General features: G+C 58.7%; 24 protein-coding genes and 1 riboswitch. Of the genes, 14 read left to right on the top strand and 10 right to left on the bottom strand.

Translation table 11 applies throughout. From position 1 onward, the window contains the following. Positions 1 to 32 precede the first annotated feature (32 nt). Positions 33 to 476 (top strand): universal stress protein, encoded by a 444-nt coding sequence (locus tag H035_RS0112480; protein ID WP_022949309.1) that lies wholly within the window; start codon positions 33 to 35, stop codon positions 474 to 476. Between the two features lie 2 nt (positions 477 to 478). On the opposite strand, the gene H035_RS0112485 is transcribed toward H035_RS0112480, so the two are convergent. From H035_RS0112485 to minC, 9 genes are all read right to left on the bottom strand, one after another. Further along, complete coding sequence (locus H035_RS0112485) at positions 479 to 889, bottom strand: CBS domain-containing protein (protein ID WP_022949310.1); 411 nt, start codon at positions 887 to 889, stop codon at positions 479 to 481. A 2-nt stretch (positions 890 to 891) separates the two neighbouring features. Beyond that, positions 892 to 1,242 (bottom strand): P-II family nitrogen regulator, encoded by a 351-nt coding sequence (locus tag H035_RS0112490; protein WP_022949311.1) that lies wholly within the window; start codon positions 1,240 to 1,242, stop codon positions 892 to 894. Positions 1,243 to 1,247: 5 nt separating this feature from the next. Further along, a complete protein-coding gene (locus tag H035_RS0112495; RefSeq protein WP_022949312.1) occupies positions 1,248 to 1,994 on the bottom strand; it encodes a DUF1538 domain-containing protein in 747 nt (248 codons plus the stop codon). Further along, positions 1,991 to 2,695 (bottom strand): DUF1538 domain-containing protein, encoded by a 705-nt coding sequence (locus H035_RS0112500; RefSeq protein WP_022949313.1) that lies wholly within the window; start codon positions 2,693 to 2,695, stop codon positions 1,991 to 1,993. The genes H035_RS0112495 and H035_RS0112500 overlap by 4 nt, the downstream gene beginning before the upstream one ends. A 215-nt stretch (positions 2,696 to 2,910) precedes the next feature. Beyond that, complete coding sequence (locus H035_RS0112505; RefSeq protein WP_022949314.1) at positions 2,911 to 3,435, bottom strand: hypothetical protein; 525 nt, start codon at positions 3,433 to 3,435, stop codon at positions 2,911 to 2,913. 35 nt (positions 3,436 to 3,470) lie between these two features. Then, on the bottom strand, positions 3,471 to 3,779 hold the full coding sequence (locus tag H035_RS0112510; RefSeq protein WP_022949315.1) for a winged helix-turn-helix domain-containing protein: 309 nt from the start codon (positions 3,777 to 3,779) through the stop codon (positions 3,471 to 3,473). Positions 3,780 to 3,808: 29 nt separating this feature from the next. Beyond that, positions 3,809 to 4,078 carry a cell division topological specificity factor MinE gene (gene minE, locus H035_RS0112515; protein ID WP_022949316.1) on the bottom strand — a complete coding sequence of 90 codons (270 nt, stop codon included), beginning with the start codon at positions 4,076 to 4,078 and terminating at the stop codon, positions 3,809 to 3,811. Between the two features lie 3 nt (positions 4,079 to 4,081). Next, the gene (gene minD / locus H035_RS0112520; RefSeq protein ID WP_022949317.1) at positions 4,082 to 4,891 is read right to left on the bottom strand and encodes a septum site-determining protein MinD; all 810 of its coding nucleotides are present in this window, start codon (positions 4,889 to 4,891) and stop codon (positions 4,082 to 4,084) included. A 34-nt stretch (positions 4,892 to 4,925) separates the two neighbouring features. Then, positions 4,926 to 5,660, bottom strand: coding sequence for a septum site-determining protein MinC (gene minC, locus H035_RS0112525; protein ID WP_022949318.1), 735 nt, complete (start codon positions 5,658 to 5,660; stop codon positions 4,926 to 4,928). Positions 5,661 to 5,872: 212 nt separating this feature from the next. Beyond that, positions 5,873 to 5,976, top strand: a riboswitch (TPP riboswitch). Between the two features lie 28 nt (positions 5,977 to 6,004). Between minC and thiC the strand changes: the two genes are divergently transcribed. After that, positions 6,005 to 7,858, top strand: coding sequence for a phosphomethylpyrimidine synthase ThiC (gene thiC / locus H035_RS0112530; protein ID WP_022949319.1), 1,854 nt, complete (start codon positions 6,005 to 6,007; stop codon positions 7,856 to 7,858). Between the two features lie 97 nt (positions 7,859 to 7,955). Here thiC and H035_RS0112535 read toward each other — a convergent pair whose 3' ends face one another. Next, positions 7,956 to 8,201, bottom strand: a complete 246-nt coding sequence (locus tag H035_RS0112535) for a hypothetical protein (RefSeq protein ID WP_022949320.1) — start codon at positions 8,199 to 8,201, stop codon at positions 7,956 to 7,958. 45 nt (positions 8,202 to 8,246) lie between these two features. Here H035_RS0112535 and moaB point away from each other — a divergent pair, with 45 nt between their 5' ends. The 12 genes from moaB (at position 8,247) to H035_RS19600 (ending at position 22,549) form a co-directional block, all read left to right on the top strand. Continuing rightward, a complete protein-coding gene (moaB, locus tag H035_RS0112540; RefSeq protein WP_022949321.1) occupies positions 8,247 to 8,765 on the top strand; it encodes a molybdenum cofactor biosynthesis protein B in 519 nt (172 codons plus the stop codon). A 10-nt stretch (positions 8,766 to 8,775) separates the two neighbouring features. Next, positions 8,776 to 9,459, top strand: coding sequence for an NnrU family protein (locus H035_RS0112545; RefSeq protein WP_022949322.1), 684 nt, complete (start codon positions 8,776 to 8,778; stop codon positions 9,457 to 9,459). A gap of 261 nt (positions 9,460 to 9,720) precedes the next feature. Then, complete coding sequence (locus H035_RS0112550) at positions 9,721 to 10,089, top strand: DUF423 domain-containing protein (protein ID WP_022949323.1); 369 nt, start codon at positions 9,721 to 9,723, stop codon at positions 10,087 to 10,089. After that, positions 10,082 to 12,718 carry an aminopeptidase N gene (pepN, locus tag H035_RS0112555; RefSeq protein WP_022949324.1) on the top strand — a complete coding sequence of 879 codons (2,637 nt, stop codon included), beginning with the start codon at positions 10,082 to 10,084 and terminating at the stop codon, positions 12,716 to 12,718. Before H035_RS0112550 ends, pepN begins: the two co-directional genes overlap by 8 nt. After that, complete coding sequence (locus H035_RS0112560) at positions 12,715 to 13,176, top strand: phosphate-starvation-inducible PsiE family protein (RefSeq protein ID WP_022949325.1); 462 nt, start codon at positions 12,715 to 12,717, stop codon at positions 13,174 to 13,176. Before pepN ends, H035_RS0112560 begins: the two co-directional genes overlap by 4 nt. An 85-nt stretch (positions 13,177 to 13,261) precedes the next feature. Continuing rightward, positions 13,262 to 14,326, top strand: a complete 1,065-nt coding sequence (locus H035_RS0112565) for a PstS family phosphate ABC transporter substrate-binding protein (RefSeq protein WP_022949326.1) — start codon at positions 13,262 to 13,264, stop codon at positions 14,324 to 14,326. Between the two features lie 82 nt (positions 14,327 to 14,408). Beyond that, positions 14,409 to 15,785 carry a phosphate ABC transporter permease subunit PstC gene (gene pstC / locus H035_RS0112570; RefSeq protein WP_022949327.1) on the top strand — a complete coding sequence of 459 codons (1,377 nt, stop codon included), beginning with the start codon at positions 14,409 to 14,411 and terminating at the stop codon, positions 15,783 to 15,785. Beyond that, positions 15,778 to 17,073 (top strand): phosphate ABC transporter permease PstA, encoded by a 1,296-nt coding sequence (gene pstA / locus H035_RS0112575; protein WP_022949328.1) that lies wholly within the window; start codon positions 15,778 to 15,780, stop codon positions 17,071 to 17,073. Before pstC ends, pstA begins: the two co-directional genes overlap by 8 nt. A 172-nt stretch (positions 17,074 to 17,245) precedes the next feature. Next, a complete protein-coding gene (gene pstB / locus H035_RS0112580; protein ID WP_235044638.1) occupies positions 17,246 to 17,992 on the top strand; it encodes a phosphate ABC transporter ATP-binding protein PstB in 747 nt (248 codons plus the stop codon). 165 nt (positions 17,993 to 18,157) lie between these two features. Beyond that, positions 18,158 to 20,053: a diguanylate cyclase gene (locus H035_RS0112585; protein ID WP_022949330.1), complete on the top strand. Its 1,896-nt coding sequence runs from the start codon at positions 18,158 to 18,160 to the stop codon at positions 20,051 to 20,053. A 102-nt stretch (positions 20,054 to 20,155) separates the two neighbouring features. Further along, complete coding sequence (locus tag H035_RS0112590; RefSeq protein WP_022949331.1) at positions 20,156 to 20,800, top strand: DUF2959 domain-containing protein; 645 nt, start codon at positions 20,156 to 20,158, stop codon at positions 20,798 to 20,800. Between the two features lie 63 nt (positions 20,801 to 20,863). Further along, positions 20,864 to 22,549 (top strand): VWA domain-containing protein, encoded by a 1,686-nt coding sequence (locus tag H035_RS19600; RefSeq protein WP_022949332.1) that lies wholly within the window; start codon positions 20,864 to 20,866, stop codon positions 22,547 to 22,549.

Raw genomic sequence — 22,549 nt, forward strand, 5'->3', positions numbered from 1 at the left:
TGATGCCTTCAAATCAACCATGAGGAGCCAAGATGCAAGCTTATCGACACGTCTTACTGGCAGCGGATTTCTCCGAGCATGGCGAAGAGGTGGCCGAACGGGCCAAAGACTTGGCCGATCGCTACGAGGCCAAGCTCAGCGTCCTGCACGTGGTGGACAATCTGCCGATCACCGACTCCATTTACGGCCCCATCATCCCCTTCGACGTGGACATCACCGAACAATTGATCAACGCCTCCCAGGAGAAACTGGCTCAAATCGGACAAAAAAATAATATTCCCGAAGATCGGCGTTGGGTCGAGGTGGGCAACCCCAAGGCGGAGATCGTGCGGGTGGCGGCGGAGGAGAAAGTGGATCTCATCGTGGTCGGTTCCCACAGCCGCACCGGCCTGGGCATCCTGTTGGGTTCGACCGCCGCCAATGTGATCCGCCACGCCAACTGCGACGTGATGGCGGTGCGCTTGATAGAGGAATAACTTTATTCCAACAGTTGGTACAACCCATCCAACACCAGGGCATTGGGACTGACCATGCCAATCACCCGGCGACTGTCGATCACCGGGGCGCGGACCAGATTATAGCGGGCGAACAGGCGCGAGCAGTAGCGGATATCCATGTCCGGATGGACCGCGATTACCGGTTTTTCCATGATTTCATAAACATTGACCCGTTGGGGAGAACGATCCCGCGCCAAAACGTGGCGAGCGATATCGCTGGAAGTAATCAACCCGTATTCGTCGTCGTCGTGGCGTTTCTCCACCACCAACACCGAGGTCTTGAGTTCTTTCATCTTGCGCAACGCCTCGTCCACGGTGGCGATACCGTCGATCGAACCGAAATCGGTGCGCATGATATGACGCACTCGAATAATGGTTTTATTTTTCTCCATTGCTAGATTTCCTCTTCCACCAGCGGGGTCAATTTTTCCATTTGATGCTGCACGCCGACGGCATCCTCCACATCGATCTGAAAAGCAATACCGGTTCCAGGAGAGGCATCGAACTCGGCCGCCTCGGCGACCGCCTCCAAGATAGTTCGGCTCAAATGCTCTTCCACCAGCATCAACACCACGTCGCGCTGGGCTTCCAAAGTCAGTCCCAGAAAAGTTTTGGCCCGCTCGATGCCCTCCCCGCGGGCGCTGGTAATCACCGTCGCCCCGGTCGCCCCGAAATCGCGGGCGGTTTTGAGGATCAACTCGGTTTTACTGTCTTGTACGAATGCAATGATCAATTTGAAACGCATCGCGATTACCTCTTTTGTTGCGCTAACCAGGCCACCAGTTGAGCGTAGCCCAACACCGCCATAATCGGGAACACACTCGCAAAAGCAATCAAACCGAACCCGTCCAAAAGCACATTCCGCCCCGGTACCGCTTTGGCCAAACCCAACCCCAGCGCGGTGACTAACGGCACGGTAACGGTGGAGGTGGTCACGCCTCCGGAATCATAGGCCAAGCCGACGATCATCCGGGGCGCGAAAACGGTCTGGGCTAGAACGATCACATACCCTGCAAGAATATACAAAACCAACGAGCCTCCGCTGACGATGCGATAAGTCCCCAACGCGATCCCGAAAGCGACGCCCACCGAAACCGCCAACCGCAATCCCCAGGGATGGATGGCACCTGCAGAGATCGACTCGGCTTTGAGGGCGACGGCGATCAGGGACGGTTCGGCCAAGGTGGTGGCAAACCCCAGACTGGCGGCGAACAAATACACCCAACCATAATCCTTCCAATCGCCTCCGCCAAGCGGGATACCCGGTCCCGTCAATTGGGCGGCCATCATTTCCCCCAGCGGAAATAGAGCCGTCTCCAGCCCTTTCAAGAACAGGGCCATCCCCAGGATCACGAACAGGAAGCCTTGAAGCAATCGGCGCAGATGGGGAAGCGGATGCCGAATCACGCCCAATTGAAATACCAGGATGGTGACTGCAATGGGGAGAATATCCCGCACCGCCACCAGGACACTTTCCAGCAGCCCGATAAAGTTCATCCCATCCAGAGCCCGTAAAGCATAACGAAAATCATCGGCGTCAAGGATGCAAAGGCGATCAAGCCGAAACCGTCCACCATCGGGTTGCGTCCTTCGATCGACTGGGCAAGCCCTACTCCCAAAGCGGTCACCAACGGCACGGTGATGGTGGAAGTGGTCACCCCGCCGGAATCATAAGCCACCCCGGTGATCTCGGGCGGCGCGATCAGCGTCACCCCCATCACTCCGCCATAGCCGATCACCATCAGCCAATGGAGGGGCCAACCCTTGACAATGCGGATGACGCCGATCACCAAAGCGATTCCCACCGCCACGCCGACGGTCAAACGAAGTCCCAGAGCATAGCTTTCCCGGGCCGCCTCGCCGGATTCGATCATCCCACCGTCGGCCGCTACTTCGGCGGCTTTGGCCGCCACCGCGATCAACGCCGGCTCGGCCACCGTGGTGGCGAACCCCAAGGCGAAAGCGAAAATCAAAAGCCAAACCAGGCTCCCTTTGCGCGCGAAGGCATAGGCCATGGATTCCCCCAAGGGAAACAACGCCTGCTCCAAGCCCTGCACGAAAAATGTCAACCCCACCACGACCAGAATCATGCCGGTGATCAGGTCCAAGACGTTCGGCAGGGGCTGGCGGATCACCAACAGTTGGAATACCAGAACCACCGCCAATACCGGCGCCAGGTCCAGGCAACTGGCCCCCAATTGACGCAGAAAGGGATGTACGCGAATGGCCTTATCCTCTTACCATTCAATCGATCGGCTGATTGTAACCCGATCGACGAAAAAACGCCCCGCTTTAACGGGGCACTCGGAATAGATTGAGATAAGAGCTTGTTTACAAATGGCTGTGGGGTATCGGCCATTCGGACGAACGCCCGATACCCGCCTTTTCGAATTTTGTAAACCAGCTCTAAAGATCAGTGGGTTTCCTGTTCCTGCTCCTTGAGTACGTGATCGAGCTTGGTCTGGATATCCTGCAGGGTTTGGTGGGTCTCCGCCTCCCGCTCCTTGAGGATATGTTCCAGCTTGCTGGAAATACCCTGGAGCACCTCGTGACTTTCCTTCTCCTGCTCTTGGTACAAATGATCCAGTTTTTCGTCCAGGTGCTTCAGGTTTTGATCCAAGTGTTGCAAATTCTCGTCCAGATGGGACAGATTGGAATCCAGATGCTCCAGGCGTTCGGCGGTTTTCCGGTGCAGCTCCATACACTGCTTCATCATGGGCATTTGCCCGCCTTGCATGGACATTTTTCCATTTTGCCCCGATTGCTTCATCATTCCCATGCCTCCTTGCATTTTTTCCTGGCCACCTTGGGCTGCCTGCCCGGACACGCCTTTCAAGCGGACACCGCCGTTGCCCGTGGACTGATCGCTACCCGCCCAGACCGTCGTACTCAGGGCCGCCGCGCACACTGCCGTGGCCATCCATAAGGGTTTACGCATAACCTCGTCCTCCTTATATATTCGTTTTTTATTGCTCAGGCGAGCCGGAAAACCTCGGTTCGCCCGTCCCGCTCGATGATGAGCTTCCCTTCCCTAGCCAACCAGCCGACAGCCCGTTGGATCTCCTTGGTACTGAGACCGGTTTCCGCCGCCAATTTGGAAGGCGACGCATCGCCGACCCGGTCCAAACACTGCCAAATTCGACCGGCCGCCACGCCGATATCCTCACCCCGGCTCACCTCCCCACCGGCCTTGGCGACCGTCTTTTTGGCAGGCGCTTGCTTGGTAGCGCCCCGTTTTGCCGCACGCGCTTGCTTGGTCGAAGTTTGTGTCTTCTCGCTCATGTCATACCCCCTAAGTCCAGTCCAAAAACTTAGTTCCGTCCCGTCTCCTCGCTCTCCGGTAGCACGATATTGAGCTCGAGGATTTCACGATCCTCATCCTGCTCCCTTTGAATGGAAATCGCATCGTTATCCACATTCACGTATTTGCGGATCACCGCCAACAGCTCTTGCTGCAACTGCGGCAGATAATTGGGCGCGTCGCGCATTCCGCGCTCATGGGCGACCAGAATTTGCAAGCGCTCCTTGGCCACTTGAGCGCTTCGGGGTCGAGAAGAACGGAAGTAATCCAACAATGCCATGGCTTAACCTCCCAATAACCGACTCAACAAGCCTTTCTTTTCGGGGCTGATAAAACGGTGGGGCCGGTCTTCCCCCAGATAACGCGCCACCGCGTCTCGATAGGCTTGGCCGGCGTCGCTCTTATCATCGAGGACCACCGGCACCCCTTCGTTGGAAGCATTCAGCACCGCCTGGGACTCGGGAACGACCCCGAGCAAAGGCAGCGCCAGGATTTCCAATACGTCATCCACGGCCAGCATTTCACCTCGCTTGACTCGATCCGCCACGTAACGCGTGAGGAGCAAGTATTCCTTGATGGGCGCCTCCCCCAATTCGGCCCGCCGCGACTTGCTCGCCAGAATCCCCACCATGCGGTCGGCATCCCGCACCGACGACACCTCCGGATTGCTGACCACGACCGCATCGTCGGCGTAATACATCGCCAGGAACGCGCCCTGCTCGATTCCGGCGGGGGAATCGCAGATCACGTATTCGTATTCCTTCGACAGCTGCTCCAGCACCCGGCCCACGCCGTCCTTGGTCAAGGCTTCCTTATCCCGGGTCTGGGAAGCCGGCAGGATAAATAAATTGTCACAGCGCTTGTCCCGGATCAAAGCCTGGCGCAACGCCGCCTCTTCATTGATGACATTGACGAAGTCATAGACCACCCGGCGCTCGCAACCCATGATTAAGTCCAGATTACGCAACCCCACGTCAAAGTCAATCACTACCGTTCGATATCCCCGCAAAGCCAACCCCATCGCCAAAGAGGCGGCAGAGGTGGTCTTACCGACCCCCCCTTTGCCCGAGGTGACCACAATGATTCTTGCCACGGATAAATTCCTCCCGTTTTGATCTGCCTTAGTTTTACAAAGCTTCGATGATCAATGCGGTATCCCGCATGTAAATTTGGACCGAGCGCCGCTGGACCGAGTCATCCAAATCCTCGTTGACCCGATAATGGCCGGCGATGGAAACCAGCTCCGCTTGGAGATCTTGGCAAAAGATTCGGCACTCGGTATCCCCGCGCACACCGGCCAAGGCCCGCCCGCGCAAAGTTCCGTATATATGAATATGCCCGTCGGCCATGATCTCCGCACCGTTTCCCACCGAGGCGAGCACGATCAAGTCGGTCCCCTTGGCATACACGCGCTGGCCGGAACGGACCGGTTGATCGATCAACAGCGAACGGCCGGGCGGTTCGCTCTCGGCTACCGCGGAAGTGGCGACCACCTTGGGCCGAGGCGGCGCCTCGCGGGGCTCCGGAGTCGCGGTATCGGCCAGCAGCGCCAGGTCGAGCGCAGCGGCGGACTGCTTGAGGACGTCGTCGCCACCTCGAAGACCGACCGCAACCATTCCCAATTCCCGCAGCAGCTTCAAAAGCGATTCGAGATCGACCGCGGATTGATCGGCCAATGCGGAAGCCTCGATCACCACCGGAGCGCTGCGGAAAAACTCCGGCGCCTGCTCGACCCGCCGCGCCAATTGCGTGGCCACGGCGACCATATCGCCGCTCAACAATCGAATGATGGGAAGAGTTACCGACCCCCCCTTGATCTCCACCGCAGACGAGCGACTGCGATCGTTGGAATGCGTGGTCATGAAACGGTTCTAAAGCGGCGGGCAATTTGGTTACACATTGGCCGATTGTAGCACCCTCCTTCCGGGGGGGTAAATGATTGCCGCGCCCACTTCTTTTCCGCTTGCAGGCCGAGTTGTCGGTCAGGGGCGGACTTGTGTGTCCGCCCTGCTTCTTTCCTACCATTGCGATCAGGATTGGCTTGCATTTGCCTGGCCGATGCTTTAGCTTTACCGCAACGGGCTAGGGGTGCGCCGCCGGGCCCGAAGCGGCGCTGAGAGATACCCTTTGAACCTGATTCCGGTTAATACCGGCGTAGGGAAGCTCGGGTCTTTCCCCGCGCCGACCGTGATAGTTGGAGAGACCAATGAACGCCGTCCCCGAACAATTTCAGCAGAACGTTCGCGCCAAAAAGGCCGCGATCAAACCGTTTCCCGCTTCCGCCAAAATTTACATTGAAGGTACCCGCGAGGATTTGCGCGTTCCCATGCGCCAAATCGAGCAGGCTCCCACCCATACTTCATCCGGCCCGGTGGAAAATCCGCCGGTATACGTCTACGACACCTCCGGCCCCTACACCGACCCCAACGTCGAAGTCGATCTGACCGCAGGCCTCCCGGCCCTGCGTCAAGCTTGGATCGAAGCCCGCTCCGATACCGACGGATTGGCGGATTTGTCCTCCGAATACGGCCGCCAGCGCCTGGAGGACACCGAAACCGCCCATCTGCGCTTCCCCGGCCTGCGCCAACCCCGGCGCGCCAAAGCCGGCGCCAACGTGTCCCAGATGCATTACGCCAAACGCGGCATCGTCACCCCGGAGATGGAGTTCATCGCCATCCGCGAGAACCAGAATTTGGCCGCCATGCGCGAAGCCTACGGCCAACGGCTGCATGAGGGACAATCTTTCGGCGCCCATCTGCCCGAGGAAATCACCCCGGAATTCGTGCGCCAGGAAGTCGCCGCCGGCCGCGCCATCATCCCTTCCAATATCAATCACCCGGAGTCGGAGCCGATGATCATCGGCCGCAACTTCCTGGTGAAAGTGAACGCCAATCTGGGCAACTCCCCTGTGGTTTCCAACATCGAGGAAGAGGTGGAAAAAATGCTGTGGGCGATCCGTTGGGGCGCCGACACGGTGATGGACCTTTCCACCGGAAAACACATCCACGAAACGCGCGAGTGGATTCTGCGCAATTCCCCGGTTCCGATCGGCACCGTGCCCATTTATCAGGCCTTGGAAAAAGTGGACGGCAAGGCCGAGGAACTCACCTGGGAAATCTACCGCGACACCTTGATCGAACAAGCCGAACAAGGAGTGGACTACTTCACCATCCACGCCGGGGTGCGTCTGCCCTATATTCCCTTGAGCGTGAACCGGGTGACCGGCATCGTCTCCCGCGGCGGCTCGATCATGGCCAAATGGTGCCTGGCCCACCATCAGGAAAGTTTCCTCTACACCCGCTTCGAGGAAATCTGCGAAATCATGAAGGCCTATGACGTGGCCTTTTCCCTGGGCGACGGTTTACGGCCCGGCTCCATCGCCGACGCCAACGACGAGGCCCAGTTCGCCGAACTCCAAACCCTGGGGGAACTGACCCAGATCGCCTGGAAGCACGATGTGCAGGTGATGATCGAAGGCCCCGGCCACGTGCCCCTGCATCTGGTCAAGGAAAACGTGGACAAGGAGCTGGCCGATTGCTTCGAAGCGCCTTTCTACACTCTGGGGCCCCTGGTCACCGACATCGCCCCCGGCTACGACCACATCACCTCCGCCATCGGCGCCGCCAACATCGGCTGGTACGGCACCGCCATGCTCTGCTACGTGACCCCCAAGGAGCACCTGGGTCTGCCGGACAAGGAAGACGTGCGCGAAGGCATCGTCACTTACAAAATCGCCGCCCACGCCGCCGACCTGGCCAAGGGCCATCCGGCCGCTCAATACCGGGACAACGCGCTGTCCAAAGCGCGATTCGAGTTCCGCTGGCGGGATCAGTTCAACCTCAGCCTGGATCCGGAAAAGGCCCTGGAATTCCACGACCAGACCTTGCCTCAGGAATCGGCCAAGGTGGCCCATTTCTGCTCCATGTGCGGTCCCCACTTCTGTTCGATGAAAATCAGTCAGGAAGTGCGCGACTTCGCCGAACAGGAAGCCGAAGCGGGCATGGAGGAAAAGTCCAAGGAATTTCGGGAAACGGGCGGCGAAATCTACCGGAAAGTCTAATCGCACTTATATACGGAAGGGCGAACCCGAAGTTCGCCCTTTTTCGTGCTTGCTTCCACGATTTTCGCTGAAAGGACGTACTTGCGATCGCCCCCTCTCAGGCAAAAAACTGGTGGAGCATCTTTTCCACCATCTTCCAAGTCACCAAAGCCGGTTTCTTGACGACTTCGACGACGAGCACATCGTTCTCGAACCGGTAGGTACCTTGCAACCCTTTGCCGGAAAAGTGTCCCTGGACTTCGTCGGCGATAAAATGAATCGCGTTGGCCTGAGCCATGACACTGGCTTTTTGCACCAGGATTTCGGGATGTTCTTTTACGTGGATTTCGAAGGTTCGAGACATTTATCATTCAACGTCAGTGATCTCTAAACTTGTTATGATACCGTCATGACCGATCAACGCCAATTCATTCCCCTGAATATCGCCGTTCTCACCGTCTCCGACACGCGTACCGAAGCCACCGACGCTTCGGGGAAACACCTCGCCGAACGTCTGACCAAGACGGGCCACCGGCTGGCGGAAAAAGCCATCGTCCCCGACGATATTTACCGGATTCGCGCAAGGGTTTCGGCCTGGATCGCCGCGCCCGAGGTTCAGGTGGTTCTCGCCACCGGCGGCACCGGCGTCACCGGTCGAGACGGCACCCCGGAAGCCGTCGCCCCCTTACTGGACAAGGTATTGGACGGCTTCGGTGAGGTGTTTCGAATGATCTCCTACGAGGACATCGGCACTTCCACCCTTCAATCCCGCGCCTTGGCCGGGGTGGCCAACGGGACCTATGTCTTTTGTCTGCCCGGCTCCCGAAACGCCTGCGCCACCGCCTGGGACAAATTGATCCAAACGCAATTGGATTACCGCACCCGTCCCTGTAATCTGGTAGAGTTGATGCCGCGTTTGACTGAGTGAGGGTGAAACCATGCTGCAATTGATTCTCGCCGCCGCTTTTTTTCTAGGCATCCACCTGGGGGTTTCCGGCACCGGGCTGCGCTTTAGGCTCATAGAATCCTACGGGGAAAAACCGTACCGCATCGCCTTTGCGATCGCAGCCTCGCTGGGACTGATCTGGCTCGTCTATGCCTGGCGGGGGGCGCCTTATCTGCCCTTGTGGGGGCAGCCGGCGGTGTTCCGCTATCTGGCGGTGGGGCTGATGCCCGTCGCCTTCTACTTGGTGGTCGTCGCCCTGACCACCAAAAACCCGGCCATGATGGGGCAGGAAAATCTTCTCGACAGGGAAAACGGCGGCATCGGCCCATTGCGCATCACCCGTCACCCGCTCATGTGGGGCATCGCCCTATGGGCTCTGCTCCATCTGTTGGCGAACGGCGATTGGGCGGCATTGGTCTTCTTCGGCTCCTTCCTGGTCCTGACTGTCAAAGGCACCTTCGACATCGATCGCAAACGCCTCCGGGAATACGGCGAAAGCTGGCAGCACTACATGGAAAAAACCTCCAATCTCCCCTTCCAAGCCATCGTCCAGGGACGGCAAAAGTTCGATTGGCGCGAATTGAGTTGGTGGCGGATCGGCGTGGCGCTGGTGGTCTACGGCGGACTGCTTCATGCCCACGCCAGACTGTTCGGCGTTTCTCCCTTGGGGTTTTGAACCAATGATGACACTTGTAAAGTGCGCGCCAGCGTTAAGAATCTTTTTCAAAACTCGATCTCGCTCTCCCGCTGGCGGGAGAGGGTCGGGGTGAGGGTGGTTTAAATCAAAAAATGTCTTTCATTTCAATTAGATCCACCCTCTTCCTAACCTTCTCCCTCCTCGAGGGAGAAGGGACCCATATTGTTGCGACTTCCTCGCCAGAGAGGGAGAAGGAACCCACTTGAGTCATTCCCGGATGATGAGAAGGCGTTACCGATCATGCGTAAAAATCTGTTCTATGCCGCCGTTCTAGCCGGATTGGCCGTGGTAATGGGCGCCTTCGGCGCTCACGCCCTGAAGGCGAGTTTGAGCGGCGAAATGCTCTCGGTCTGGCACACCGCGGTCGATTATCAAATGTGGCACGCGCTGGGATTGGGGCTGATCGGCTGCCACCCCGGCGCCTCCCCGCTCAAAGATTGGAGCGCCCGATTGATGCTGGCCGGCATCGGACTGTTCAGCGGCACCCTGTATTTACTGGCGTTGACCGATATCCAATCATTGGGGATGATTACCCCCTTCGGCGGCCTGGCGTTGATTGCCGCTTGGATTTTGTTCGCATTGCATCTTTGGAGAATCCCCCATGCGTGAAGGCACCCCCGAGCCCATTCGCCTAGAGGATTATCAACCACCCGCCTATTGGGTGGATCGGATCGACCTGACCTTCGATCTCGATCCCGAAATCACACGGGTCGAGGCGAAACTGGATGTGCGCCGCAACCCCGCCTCCGACAGCCCCGATCCCCTGATTCTAAACGGGGAGGACCTGGAGCTGGAAAACATCGTTTTGGATGGTCAAACCCTCGCGCCGGAACGCTACCGGATCGAGGACGATCGATTGATCATCCCCGCCGTTCCCGATCGGTTCACGTTGGAGACCCGGGTGCGAATTCGTCCCGACCGAAACACCCGCTTGGAAGGCCTATACGTCTCCAAGGAAATGCTCTGCACCCAATGCGAGGCGGAAGGCTTCCGCCGCATCACCTATTTCCCCGACCGACCCGACGTGATGGCGCGCTTCCGGGTAACCTTGCGCGCCGATAAAACGCGTTATCCGGTTTTGCTGGCGGGCGGCAACCGGGTAGCGCAACAAGATTTGCCCGACGACCGCCACGCCGCGGTATGGGAAGACCCGTTCCCCAAGCCTTCCTATTTGTTCGCCCTGGTGGCAGGCCGGCTGGCCAAGCGGACGGACACCTTCACGACCCATTCGGGGCGCGAGGTGCTGCTGGAGCTCTACGTGGAATCCCACGACCTGGACAAATGCGATCACGCCTTGGACTCCCTCAAGCGGGCGATGCGCTGGGACGAAGTCAGATACGAGCGCGAATACGATCTGGACCGTTACATGATCGTGGCGGTGGGCCACTTCAATATGGGCGCGATGGAAAACAAGGGATTGAACCTGTTCAACACCCAGTACGTCCTGGCCAAACCGGAAACCGCCACCGACGCCGATTACGAAAACATCCTCGCGGTCATCGGCCACGAATACTTTCACAACTGGACCGGCAATCGAATCACCCTGAGGGACTGGTTCCAGCTCAGCCTCAAGGAAGGATTGACGGTGCTGCGCGAGCAGCAATTCAGCGCCGACGAGGGCTCTCCCGCCGTGCGTCGGATCGAAGACGTGAATCTGCTCCGCACCCGCCAGTTTCCGGAAGACGAAGGCCCGCTGGCCCATCCGGTCCGCCCCGACACCTATCTCGAGATCAACAATTTCTATACCATGACGGTGTACGAAAAAGGCGCCGAAGTGGTCCGGATGCTCCATACCCTGCTGGGAGAACAGGATTTCCGCCGCGGGATGGACCGCTACTTCGAGCGCTACGACGGCCGCGCCATCACCTGCGAGGATTTCGTCGAAACCCTGGCCGAGGCGAGCGGCATGGATTTGTCCCAATTCATGCGTTGGTACACCCAGGCCGGCACGCCCCGGGTCGAAATCGGCACCGTTTACGACCCCGACCGTCGTACCTTCACCCTGACCTGCCGGCAATCCTGCCCCCCCACCCCGGGACAGCCCCGCAAGGAGCCGTTGTTCATTCCCATCGAGGTGGGACTGCTCGACCCAAACGGCCGGGAGCTACCGCTGCAATTGCAGGGGGAAGCCGAAGCGGACGGCACCTCCCGGATCCTGAAATTCACCCAAAGCGAACAAAGCTTCACTTTCGTCGATCTCCCCCATGCGCCCGTTCTCTCGGCCTTCAGAGGATACTCGGCGCCGGTCAAACTGAGCATCGACCGGCCCCTGGACGAATGGCACTTCCTCTGGCAGCACGACTCGGACGCCTTCAACCGCTGGGACGCCGGTCAAATCCTGGCCTCGACTCTCCTGCTCGAACAACTCGACGAGGGCGCTCCCGAGCTCGATGCCCGGCTGATCGAAGGTTTCCGAGCCATACTGGAAGCGCCCGGGGAGGATTTATCGCTGAGCGCGCAACTAATGAGGCTGCCGGACGAGGATTATCTCGCCGAGCAGGTGCCGGTGATCGACGTGGACGGCATTCACCAGGTCCGGGAACACGCCCGGCGGACCCTGGCCGAACGCCTCAAGGACGATCTCCTTGCCGCTTACCGCGATCATCACCGCCCCGAAGAGGCACAGGACGTTTCGGCCGGGGCCATCGGCCGGCGGCGACTGAAGAACGTTTGCCTGGAATACCTCGCCTGCCTGGAGGAAGACGTTTCCCACGCTTTGGCGTTGAGCCAATTCCGCCAGGCGGGCAACATGACCGACCAGCTCGCCGCCCTCCGGATCATCGCCCATACCTCGCACCCGCAACAGGCGGAATGCCTGGAGGCGTTCCGCTATCAGTGGCGCGATGAACCGTTGGTCATCGACAAATGGTTCGCCGTTCAAGCCACCTCGCCGCTGCCCGGTGCTTTGGCTCGAATCGAGTCGCTGCTGGCCCGTCCCGAATTCGATCTTGCCAATCCCAACCGAGTGCGCTCGGTCTTGGGCGCATTCACACGCCGCAACCCGACCCATTTTCACGCCCGCGACGGCGGCGGTTACCGCGTACTCGCCGAGTCTCTCCTCGAATTGGATCGGATCAACCCCCAGGTGGCTGCCCGCCTGGCCCAGCCCCTTACTGCGTGGCGGCGCTACGATGAAGCCCGGCAGGCAACGATGCGCGGCGAGCTGGAACGCCTGTATAAAACACCGGAATTATCCAAGGATCTGTTCGAAATCGTGGACAAGGCGCTGGCCTCATGAACCCGATGAGTCAACTCGCCCTGCGATTCTTCTTCCGTTTCACCGACGTCATCTTCGCCTTGATGCTGGCGATCTTGTCCTTGGCCATCCTGCTGGGAACGGGAAAAATGTTCCTCCATCTCTGGCCACTGCTGCAAAGCGCGGACGTCACCAGCAGCTACATGGACATCATCACCGACGTTTTGTCCCTGTTCGTGGTGATCGAACTGTCGCGCTCCTTGGCGGAGTATTTCCACCTGCAGCGCTTGCGTTTGACCTTCATCGCCGATGCCGCCATCATTTCGGTGCTTCGCGACGTGATGATCGGTCTGTTTAAACAGCAACTGACCATCGAGTTGATGCTGTCTTTGAGCGCCATGCTGCTGGTACTGGGCGCCCTGAGAACCTCGGCGGTTCTGACATTCCAGCGGGAACGCGTGATCGACCGTTCCCTGAAACCTCCGGTTTCCAATCCGTAATGCTTTGGGCCTTACGGTTTTCATATGGGCGTAACATGCCCCTGATAGATTTGTTCAGTTATCAATCACCGATTGAGGGAAAACTGTGAAATTTCGCTTACTGAGACATCGAGTCCAGCAATTTACTGTCGCCGCCGCCCTTGCGACCCTGACTTTCAACATTCAGGCCGCCGGCCGCGACTACATCTACGCCGTGGGCTCCTCCACCGTCTATCCCTTCACCACTACCGTCGCCGAGCACTTTGGCCGGGCGACCCAATTTCCCACGCCGAAGATCGAATCCACCGGCACCGGCGGCGGAATGAAGCTGTTCTGCGAAGGCGTTGGCACCCAACACCCGGACATCGAAAACGCCTCCCGACGGATCAAGCAATCCGAATTGGACACTTGCCGGAAAAACGGCGTCAAAGATGTTCTCGAGATCAAAATCGGCTACGACGGTATCGTCATGGCCCACTCGCGCAAATCGCCGTCCTGGGAACTGACTCTGCGTCAAGTCTGGTTGGCCTTGGCCAAACAAGTCCCCGACCCGCAAGGAGGAGAAAAGCTGATTGCCAATCCGTACCAAAAGTGGCGCGATATCGATCCCTCCCTGCCCGATCTGGCCATCAAGGTCTACGGTCCTCCGCCCACCTCGGGCACCCGGGATGCTTTCGTGGAACTGGCCATGGAAGGGGGGTGCAAACGCTTCGATTGGATCAAGGCCATCAAAGATCAAGACAAGCATCGCTTCAAGACAATCTGTCATACCATTCGTGAAGATGGGGCCTACGTTCAGGCGGGCGAAAACGACACCCTGATCGTACGCAAGTTGGAGGCCGATCCCAGCTCACTGGGGATCTTCGGCTTCAGTTTCCTGGATCAAAACATCGACCTGATTAACGGAGCGTCCATCGAAAAGGTGGCCCCCACCTTCGAAAATATCGCCGAAGGCGCCTACCCGATTTCGCGCCCCCTTTTCATCTACGTCAAAAAAGCGCACGTCGGCGTCATTCCGGGCATTAGCCAATTTCTCGATGAATACACCAGCGAAAAAGCCTGGGGAGATGAAGGTTATCTGTCCTATAAAGGTTTGATTCCAATGCCCCGGCAGGAACGGGAAAAATATCGTCGGGTTGCCCGGGAATTGATTCCACTGCAATCCTTATAACCGGATCGCAGTAAAAATCAAGTAAAATGGCGGGCGGGCACGGCAAGGTGCCCGCCCGTGGTTTTTGGAAACTCAAATCATCATGCAGCCCGATACATTAATTCTGATTCTCTTAGGCTTAAGCGCTTGCGCCTATTATATCGGTATCAGACGCGCGCTTGCGGTCAGCGGCGGCCACCCCCGCAAGCTACACTCCCTACCCCGTTATTACGGCTATTTCGCCGTGCTGTGGTGCGCGTTGCCGGCACTTCTCATTCTGATCTTATGGCTCGCCCTGGACGATAAAGTCATCACCCAACTGGTGATCGCCGCCCTTCCGGAAGAAGTCCGCGAGCTACCCGAAGAGCGGCTAAACCTGTTTTTCAATCAAGTGCGTAACGCGCTTGCCGGCGTGATTCCCCCGCGAGATCCCACCGTTCAAGCCGCAGCCGAACATTACCGCAACCTACAAGCCATCAGCGGCGGGTGTCTGACGGCATTGACCCTAGTCGCCGCCATCGCGGGGGCGATTTGGGCCAGGAACCGAATCCGGCCGGATCTATGGGCCCGCAATCAGGTGGAAAAAATCCTCCGATTCTTTCTCATTTTAAGCTCCGTCCTGGCGATTCTCACCACCATCGGCATTGTCTTGTCGGTCCTGTTCGAATCGCTGCGCTTCTTCAAGCAGGTTCCGCTCCCCGATTTTCTATTCGGGCTTCACTGGAGTCCCCAGATCGCCATTCGTCCCGGCCAAGTGGGTTCTTCCGGCGCTTTCGGTTTCATTCCCCTGCTCGCCGGCACCCTTCTGATCTCCGCCATCGCCATGCTGGTGGCGGTTCCCTTGGGACTACTGGCCGCCATCTACCTGGCCGAATTCGCGCATCGCAAAGTACGCGCGGCGACCAAACCCCTGCTGGAGGTCCTGGCCGGCGTGCCCACGGTGGTTTACGGTTTTTTCGCCGCCCTCGTGGTCGCCCCTTTCCTGCACGGCTTGGGAGAGACCGTGGCATTGGAGATTTCATTCGAAAGCGCCCTGGGCGCCGGATTGGTCATGGGCATCATGATCATTCCGTTCGTTTCCTCCCTGTCCGACGACGTGATCCACGCGGTTCCGCAGAATTTGCGCGACGGCGCCTACGCCCTGGGGGCGACCCGCGCCGAAGCCATCACCCAAGTGGTCATTCCAGCCGCCCTGCCGGGCATCGTGGGGGGGGTCCTGCTGGCGGTATCGCGCGCCATCGGCGAAACCATGATCGTGGTCATGGCTGCGGGACTCAGCGCCAATCTGACCCTCAACCCCCTGGAGTCGGTCACCACCATCACCGTACAAATCGTGGGCCTATTGGTCGGCGATCAGGAATTCGACTCGCCCAAAACCCTGGCCGCATTCGCCCTCGGCCTGGTGCTTTTCCTGATCACCCTGAGCCTTAACGTTCTGGCGCTCCACGTGGTTCGCAAATATCGGGAAGAATATGAATAATCAGCCATCCTCCTCCCCCGCCGACCGCCTCGCCCGTACCCTGGGACGGCGCCGCGCCCGGGAAACCCGTCTGAAAATCTACGGCATCCTGGCGGTGGCCACCGGTCTGGTGTTGCTGACGGTTCTTTTGTCCAGCATCCTCCTTTTGGGCTACCGCGCCTTCCAGCAAACCTATATCGCACTGGATATTCATTTCGATCCTCAAGTCATCGCGCCCGATGGACGCTTGGACCTGGATTCCCTGCGCGGCGCGGACTATAGCGCCCTGATCAGACGCGCCCTGCAAGACAAGTTCCCGGAGGTAACCGGCCGACGATCCAAAAGATCGCTTTATCGATTGTTAAGCGTCGGCGCACCCAATCAACTGCGCAAGATGGTATTGGCCGATTCACACCTCATCGGCACCACGCGGACGGTCTGGCTCATCGCTCACAGCGATGTGGACATGTACATGAAGGGTTATTTCGAGCAGAACGGGCCATCCCAACAAGGTCGCCTAAAGGATGCGCAAACCGGTTGGATCGAACAATTGGCGGCCGAGGACCGTTTGGAGAAACGCTTCAACTGGGTTTTCTTTACCTCGGGGGATTCTCGGGAGCCGGAGTTGGCCGGCATTCTGGGAGCCCTGATGGGCTCGATCTATGCGATCGGCCTGACCCTGGCGCTGTCCTTTCCTCTGGGGGTTGCCGCCGCCGTCTATCTGGAAGAATTCGCCCCCAAGAAAAATTTTTGGGTCGATCTGATCGAGGTCAACATCAACAACCTGGCGGCGGTCCCTTCGATCGTCTTCGGCCTTCTGGGTCTGGCGGTCTACTTGAACTTCTTCGGCCTCCCCCGCTCGACACCGTTGGTGGGCGGCTTGGTCCTGACCCTGATGACCCTGCCCACCATCATTATCGCCAGCCGGGCCGCTTTGAAAGCGGTTCCGCCTTGGATTCGCGAGGCCGCGCTGGGGGTCGGCGCTTCCAAAATGCAAATGGTCACCGACCACGTATTGCCCCTCGCCTTGCCGGGAATGCTCACCGGCGCCATCATCGGCATCGCCCAAGCCCTGGGGGAAACCGCGCCGCTGCTGATGATCGGCATGGTGGCCTTTATCGTGGATATTCCCCAGGGGCTCACCGATCCGGCCACCGCCCTACCGGTGCAGATTTATCTTTGGGCCGACAGCGCCGAGCGGGGATTCGTGGAACGCGCCGCGGCCGCCATTCTCGTGCTGCTCTTGTTCATGTTGATCATGAACGCTCTGGCCATTATTCTCAGGCGGCGTTTTGAACGCCGCTGGTAACCAGCAATCAATCTGAACAGCGACTATGCCAAACATCAGCGATACGCCTCTGGCCACTCAATATCCTTCGGCCACTTCGGCTCGACAAACCGTACCGGAAGATACTTCCCGCAGCCATCTGGAGGAATTGCCCAACGTCACTCTCGGCGACTACACCGTCTCCGACCCCCGGATGACCTGCCGCAACGTCAGCGTGTTCTACGGCGAAAAACAAGCCGTTCACGACATCGCCCTGGACATCGGCCGCCAGGAAGTGATCGCCTTGATCGGCCCTTCCGGCTGCGGCAAATCCACCTTTCTCCGTTGCCTCAACCGAATGAACGACACCATCGAAGGGTGCCGGGTGAAAGGAGAAATCAAGCTGGAAGACCACGACATTTACCGCAGCAACCTGGATCCGGTGATTCTGCGCGCGCGGGTGGGGATGGTATTCCAAAAACCCAACCCCTTCCCCAAATCCATTTACGATAACGTCGCCTACGGTCCGCGCATCCACGGCCTGGCACGCAACCGCACCGAACTCGATGAAATCGTGGAAACCTCCCTCAGGAAAGCCGGCCTGTGGAAAGAGGTCAAGGACCGTCTCGACCAAGCCGGGACCGGTCTTTCCGGGGGCCAGCAACAGCGCCTGTGCATCGCTCGCGCCATCGCTGTGGGTCCCGAGGTGCTGCTCATGGACGAACCCTGCTCGGCCCTCGATCCCATCGCCACCGCCACCATCGAGCAGCTCATCGACGAACTGCGCACCCAGTACTCCATCGTCATCGTCACCCATGCCATGCAGCAAGCCGCCCGGGTGTCCCACCGCACCGCTTATTTCCATCTGGGCCGGTTGGTCGAAATCGGCCCGACCGCCAGTATTTTCACCAACCCGAAACATCCCCTGACCGAAGATTACATCACCGGGCGCTTTGGTTAAAACCAAAGCGCTACGCCCACCCGCCCCCTGCCAAATTTTGGCTAAACTCTATAATGAGCGATTACCCAAAAAAAGATCGCCAGTAGTCCCTGTTGATAACGAGGAAGCGCCGAAGAGAGCGCTTCGACTCCCAAGCAGCGTTAGGAGTGACCACAGACCTCATTCATGCTGAATAAGTTTAACTTCGACGAGTTGAAGGCGACCGACCGTCTTCCTTCCCCTTCGGGAATTGCCTTGAAAGTGCTGGAATTGACAAGCCGGGAAGACACCACCTTGGACGACCTGACGCGCCTCATCCAAGCCGATCCAGCACTCAGCAGCCGCCTGCTCAAATTCGCCAACTCCTCCTTGATTGCTCACCGAAGACCCATCGTCGCGATCCAGGAGGCGGGGGTCCGAATCGGCATGACCGGTGTGCGCAATCTGGTATTGGGGTTATCATTGGTGGGTAAATACCATAGCGGCGCTTGCCTGAGTTTCAATTACGATCGCTTCTGGGCCGGCTCTCTGGCGATGGCGGTGGCATTGAGCGCTTTGGCCGTCCGCCGCCGCATCATCGCGCCGGAAGAAACCTTTACCCTAGGCCTCTTGGCCGAGATCGGGCAACTGGCTCTCGCAGCCGCCTGGCCGGAGGAATACGCTCGATGCCTTGAACAGGCTGGAGGCAAGGAATTTGACTCGGAAAAATCCTTTCCCCTCCTGGCGCTGGAACGTAAACATTTCGCCATCGACCAAGAAAAGCTCACCTTGCTGCTCTTGGCGGATTGGGGGCTGCCCAAAATCTTCCGCGATGCCTTAGCCCTCTCCAAGGACCTTGCTTCCGCCCCCGACCCCCGGATCCAAACCCTGGCTCGCCAAATCGCCTTCGCCCGGTCCATCGCCGCCTGGTGCCTAACAGAGACACGCGAAGATCACCTGCCGAACCTCGAACGGCACGCGAGCTGTCATGAATTGGATCCGGACAGCCTGACGGGTTTTCTGGAAGAGATCGAAGCCGCTTGGCATTCGTGGGGAAAAGTAATCGAAGTGCGCACCGACCTGCCGCCGGAATTACCCTCCCAGGAGCAAGTAGGGGCGACCGGCCGGTCGCCCCTACTCCCATCCATGCCGGGATTGGATATTGCGCTGGTGGATAACGATCCCGTGCTCTTGGCTGAATTGTCCAAGGAACTCCAAAAAGCCGACCATCGGGTACGTATCTACCGAGACGCCCGGGAGGCGTTCAAAATGATTCTCCAAAATCCGCCCCAATTGGTGGTTGCCGACTGGTCCATGCAACCTGTGGACGGTCTCACCCTATGCCGTAATTTGCGTCGGTCTTCCCGGGGGCCGCATCTTTATCTCATCTTGCTCACCGCCCATGAAAACGAGGACGATTTGGTGCGGGCCTTCGAGGCGGGCATCGACGATTATGTGACCAAACCCATCAATATCAAAGTACTCTTGGCGCGCATTAGCGCCGGCCAACGGATCGCCATGTTGCAGTCCGAGCTTGCCAAAGAACGCACCGAGCTGGAACACAAAGCCAAAGAACTGGCCCTCGCCAACCGCAAATTGGAACAGCTCGCCAATACCGATCTATTGACCGGCCTGCCGAATCGCCGTTACGCTCAGCGGCGGTTGCAGCAAGAATTGACCACCGCCCGTCGCCATGCCCAACCGCTGGGGATCATGGTCCTGGATCTCGATCACTTCAAGGACATCAACGACACGCTCGGCCATACCGCCGGCGACGAAGTGCTCCAACATGCCGCCCGTATCATGCAAAAGGCGTTGCGCGCGTCCGATGTATTATGCCGCTGGGGCGGGGAGGAGTTTCTCGCCATCGTTCCCAACACCGATCTTGCCGATACCCGGAAATTGGCCGAACGCATCCGCGGTCAACTCGCCGAGCATCAACCCGCGGAATTGACGTTGAAACGCCCGGTCACCGTCAGTATCGGCGTGGGGACTTTCCCCCCCGCCGCTGATCTGGAACAACTGCTCCGCCTAGCCGACGACGCTCTTTACCACGCCAAGGGAAAAGGGCGCAATCGGGTGGAATCCGCCCGATACTATTAAACTGCTTTATTGCAAATCTGTTGGCGAAAATCGCCCGATCAGGTATTTTTCTGACTCAAGTTACCGTACCACCAAGCAGCACACATCATCAGGAACTTCATCATGCGTCATTTAATATTTCTCATTGGCCTGGCTCTCTCCTTGGGCGCCTGTTCAAGCGTCTATTACGGAGCGATGGAGGAAGTCGGCTTTCACAAACGGGATATTCTCGTTCACCGAATCAATAAAGCCCGGGAGGAACAGTCCGAAGCCAAGGAACAATTCCAATCGGCGCTGGAACGGTTTACCGCGCTGACCCAATTCGACGGCGGAGACCTCCAGGACAAGTATGAAGAACTCAATGACGCCTATGAAGGGAGCGCAGCCAAAGCCGAGGCGGTCGGCAAGCGCATTGCCGACATCGAAAACGTGGCCGAGGCACTGTTCGAAGAATGGGAAGCGGAGCTTTCCCAATACAGCAATCCCTCTTTGCGTCGCCAAAGCGCGCGACAGCTGCAAGAAACCCAACGCCGCTATCAACGCCTGATCACCGCGATGAAACGCGCCGAGGCGAAAATCGATCCCGTGCTCAGCGTCTTTCAAGATCAGGTCTTGTTCCTCAAACACAACCTCAACGCCCGCGCCATCGCTTCCCTGCAGACCGAACTGAAGGCCATCGAAGACGACGTGGCGGCCCTGATTCGGGAAATGGAGCGCTCCATTCAGGAGGCGGACGCGTTCATTCAAGCGATGCAGGAAAACACCTGATGTCCGGAAGGGATGACGATTTGGTCTATCCTTCTAGCATAATCTCGGAAGGATGGAGCATTCGTGCGAATTTTGTGTCTGGGTCTGTTTGTATTGACCGTTGCCGCCCATGCCGGGGAAAGCGATCTACGCGTTCTCATCGACGTATCCGGGAGCATGCGCCAAAACGATCCTCACGGCCTGCGTATTCCGGCGCTCAAATTGCTATTGGAATTGCTGCCGCCCGCCACCCGCGCAGGCGTTTGGCTGTTTTCCGAGACCCCGGAAAATTTGATTTCCCTGGCACCGGTGGATCGACAATGGAAGAATGCGGCCGGCGAGGCCGCTCAACGCATTCATTCCCGCGGCCGCTACACCGACATTGAAAAGGCCCTCCAAACCGTCATCGCCGACTGGGAAGCCCCCGGCGAGGATCGCCATATCATCCTCTTGACCGACGGCATGTTGGACGTTGCACCCGATCCGGCGCTCGATTCCGCCTCCCGAAATCGAATCGAGCGACAGCTCATCCCCCGCCTGCAGGCGCTCGGCGCCCGGATCTACACCATCGCCCTCTCGGATCAGGCCGATCATCACCTGATGCGGCAATTGGCCATCGCCACCGACGGCTGGAACGAGACCGCCCGCTCGGCCGAACAATTGCAGCGCGCCTTTCTCAAAATCGTGCAGAAAGCCACCCCCCGCGAAGGCCTGCCTTTACGAGACAACCGCTTCACCGTCGACGCCAACGTGCGCGAATTTTCCCTCCTGGTTTTTCGGCGACCGGAAAGCCCGGCCACCGAATTGATCCGGCCCGACGCCACCCGTTGGAGCGCCGCCGACCATCCGGACACCGTGCATTGGCACCCAGAAGACGGCTTCGACTTGATCACCGTCGACCAGCCCATGCCCGGCCCCTGGCAACTGGCCGCCCGACTGGACCCGGACAATCAGGTCATGATCGTCACCGACCTGCAACTGAAAACCGCTGCCTTGCCCAATCATCTGGCGGCGGGTGAAACGCTCGCCGTCCGCGCCGAGTTGACCGAGCACGACCGGCGCATCACGCGAGAACACTTCCTGGGCTTGGTCAAGTTTCAGCTTCTGCAAAAAGGGCCCGAGGAAGTGCAAAAAACCCTGATACCGGCCCCGGAAGAAGCCGGAGTGTTCAGCGCCGCCACGAAGCTGGAGAAACCCGGTATCTACACTTTTGAGGTGACGGTGGACGGCAAGACTTTTCAGCGCGTCCGGAAGCAACGGATCGAGGTGCTCGCGCTTCCCGTCGCCACCGAGGTCATCCCTCCCCGAGCCGCGGGGGAACCCTTGATCGTCCGTCTAACCCCCGACCCCGAACGCATCGATCCGGCCACTTTCGAGGCCGCGGCCTTGATCGCTTCCGCCTCCGACCCGCCCCGTGAGATGCCGTTCAGCTCCGGAAACGAAGCCTTCTGGGAACTTCCCCTATCCGCACCGGAAGCCAAGCGCCGGCTGACCGTCAATTTCCACATCCAGGCCCGGGATCGCGAAGGCAATCCGCTTCAAGTCCACCTCCGGCCGATCGAGCTGGAACCGAGCCAGTTTCAAACCCATTCGACCGAGGCGGATAAAGCACCGCAACCAACGGCGAAACCCATCGATTGGCTCTGGTCCGGGTTGATCGCGGCCGGCGTCAATCTGATTTTGGGTGGGGCCGGATTTTTCGGCTGGCGGAAGCTGCGCCAACACGCCCGGCAGCGGCAAGAACAGTTACTGAATCGTCTCACCACTTGA

Source organism: Methylohalobius crimeensis 10Ki (genome assembly GCF_000421465.1).
GTDB classification, from domain to species: domain Bacteria; phylum Pseudomonadota; class Gammaproteobacteria; order Methylococcales; family Methylothermaceae; genus Methylohalobius; species Methylohalobius crimeensis.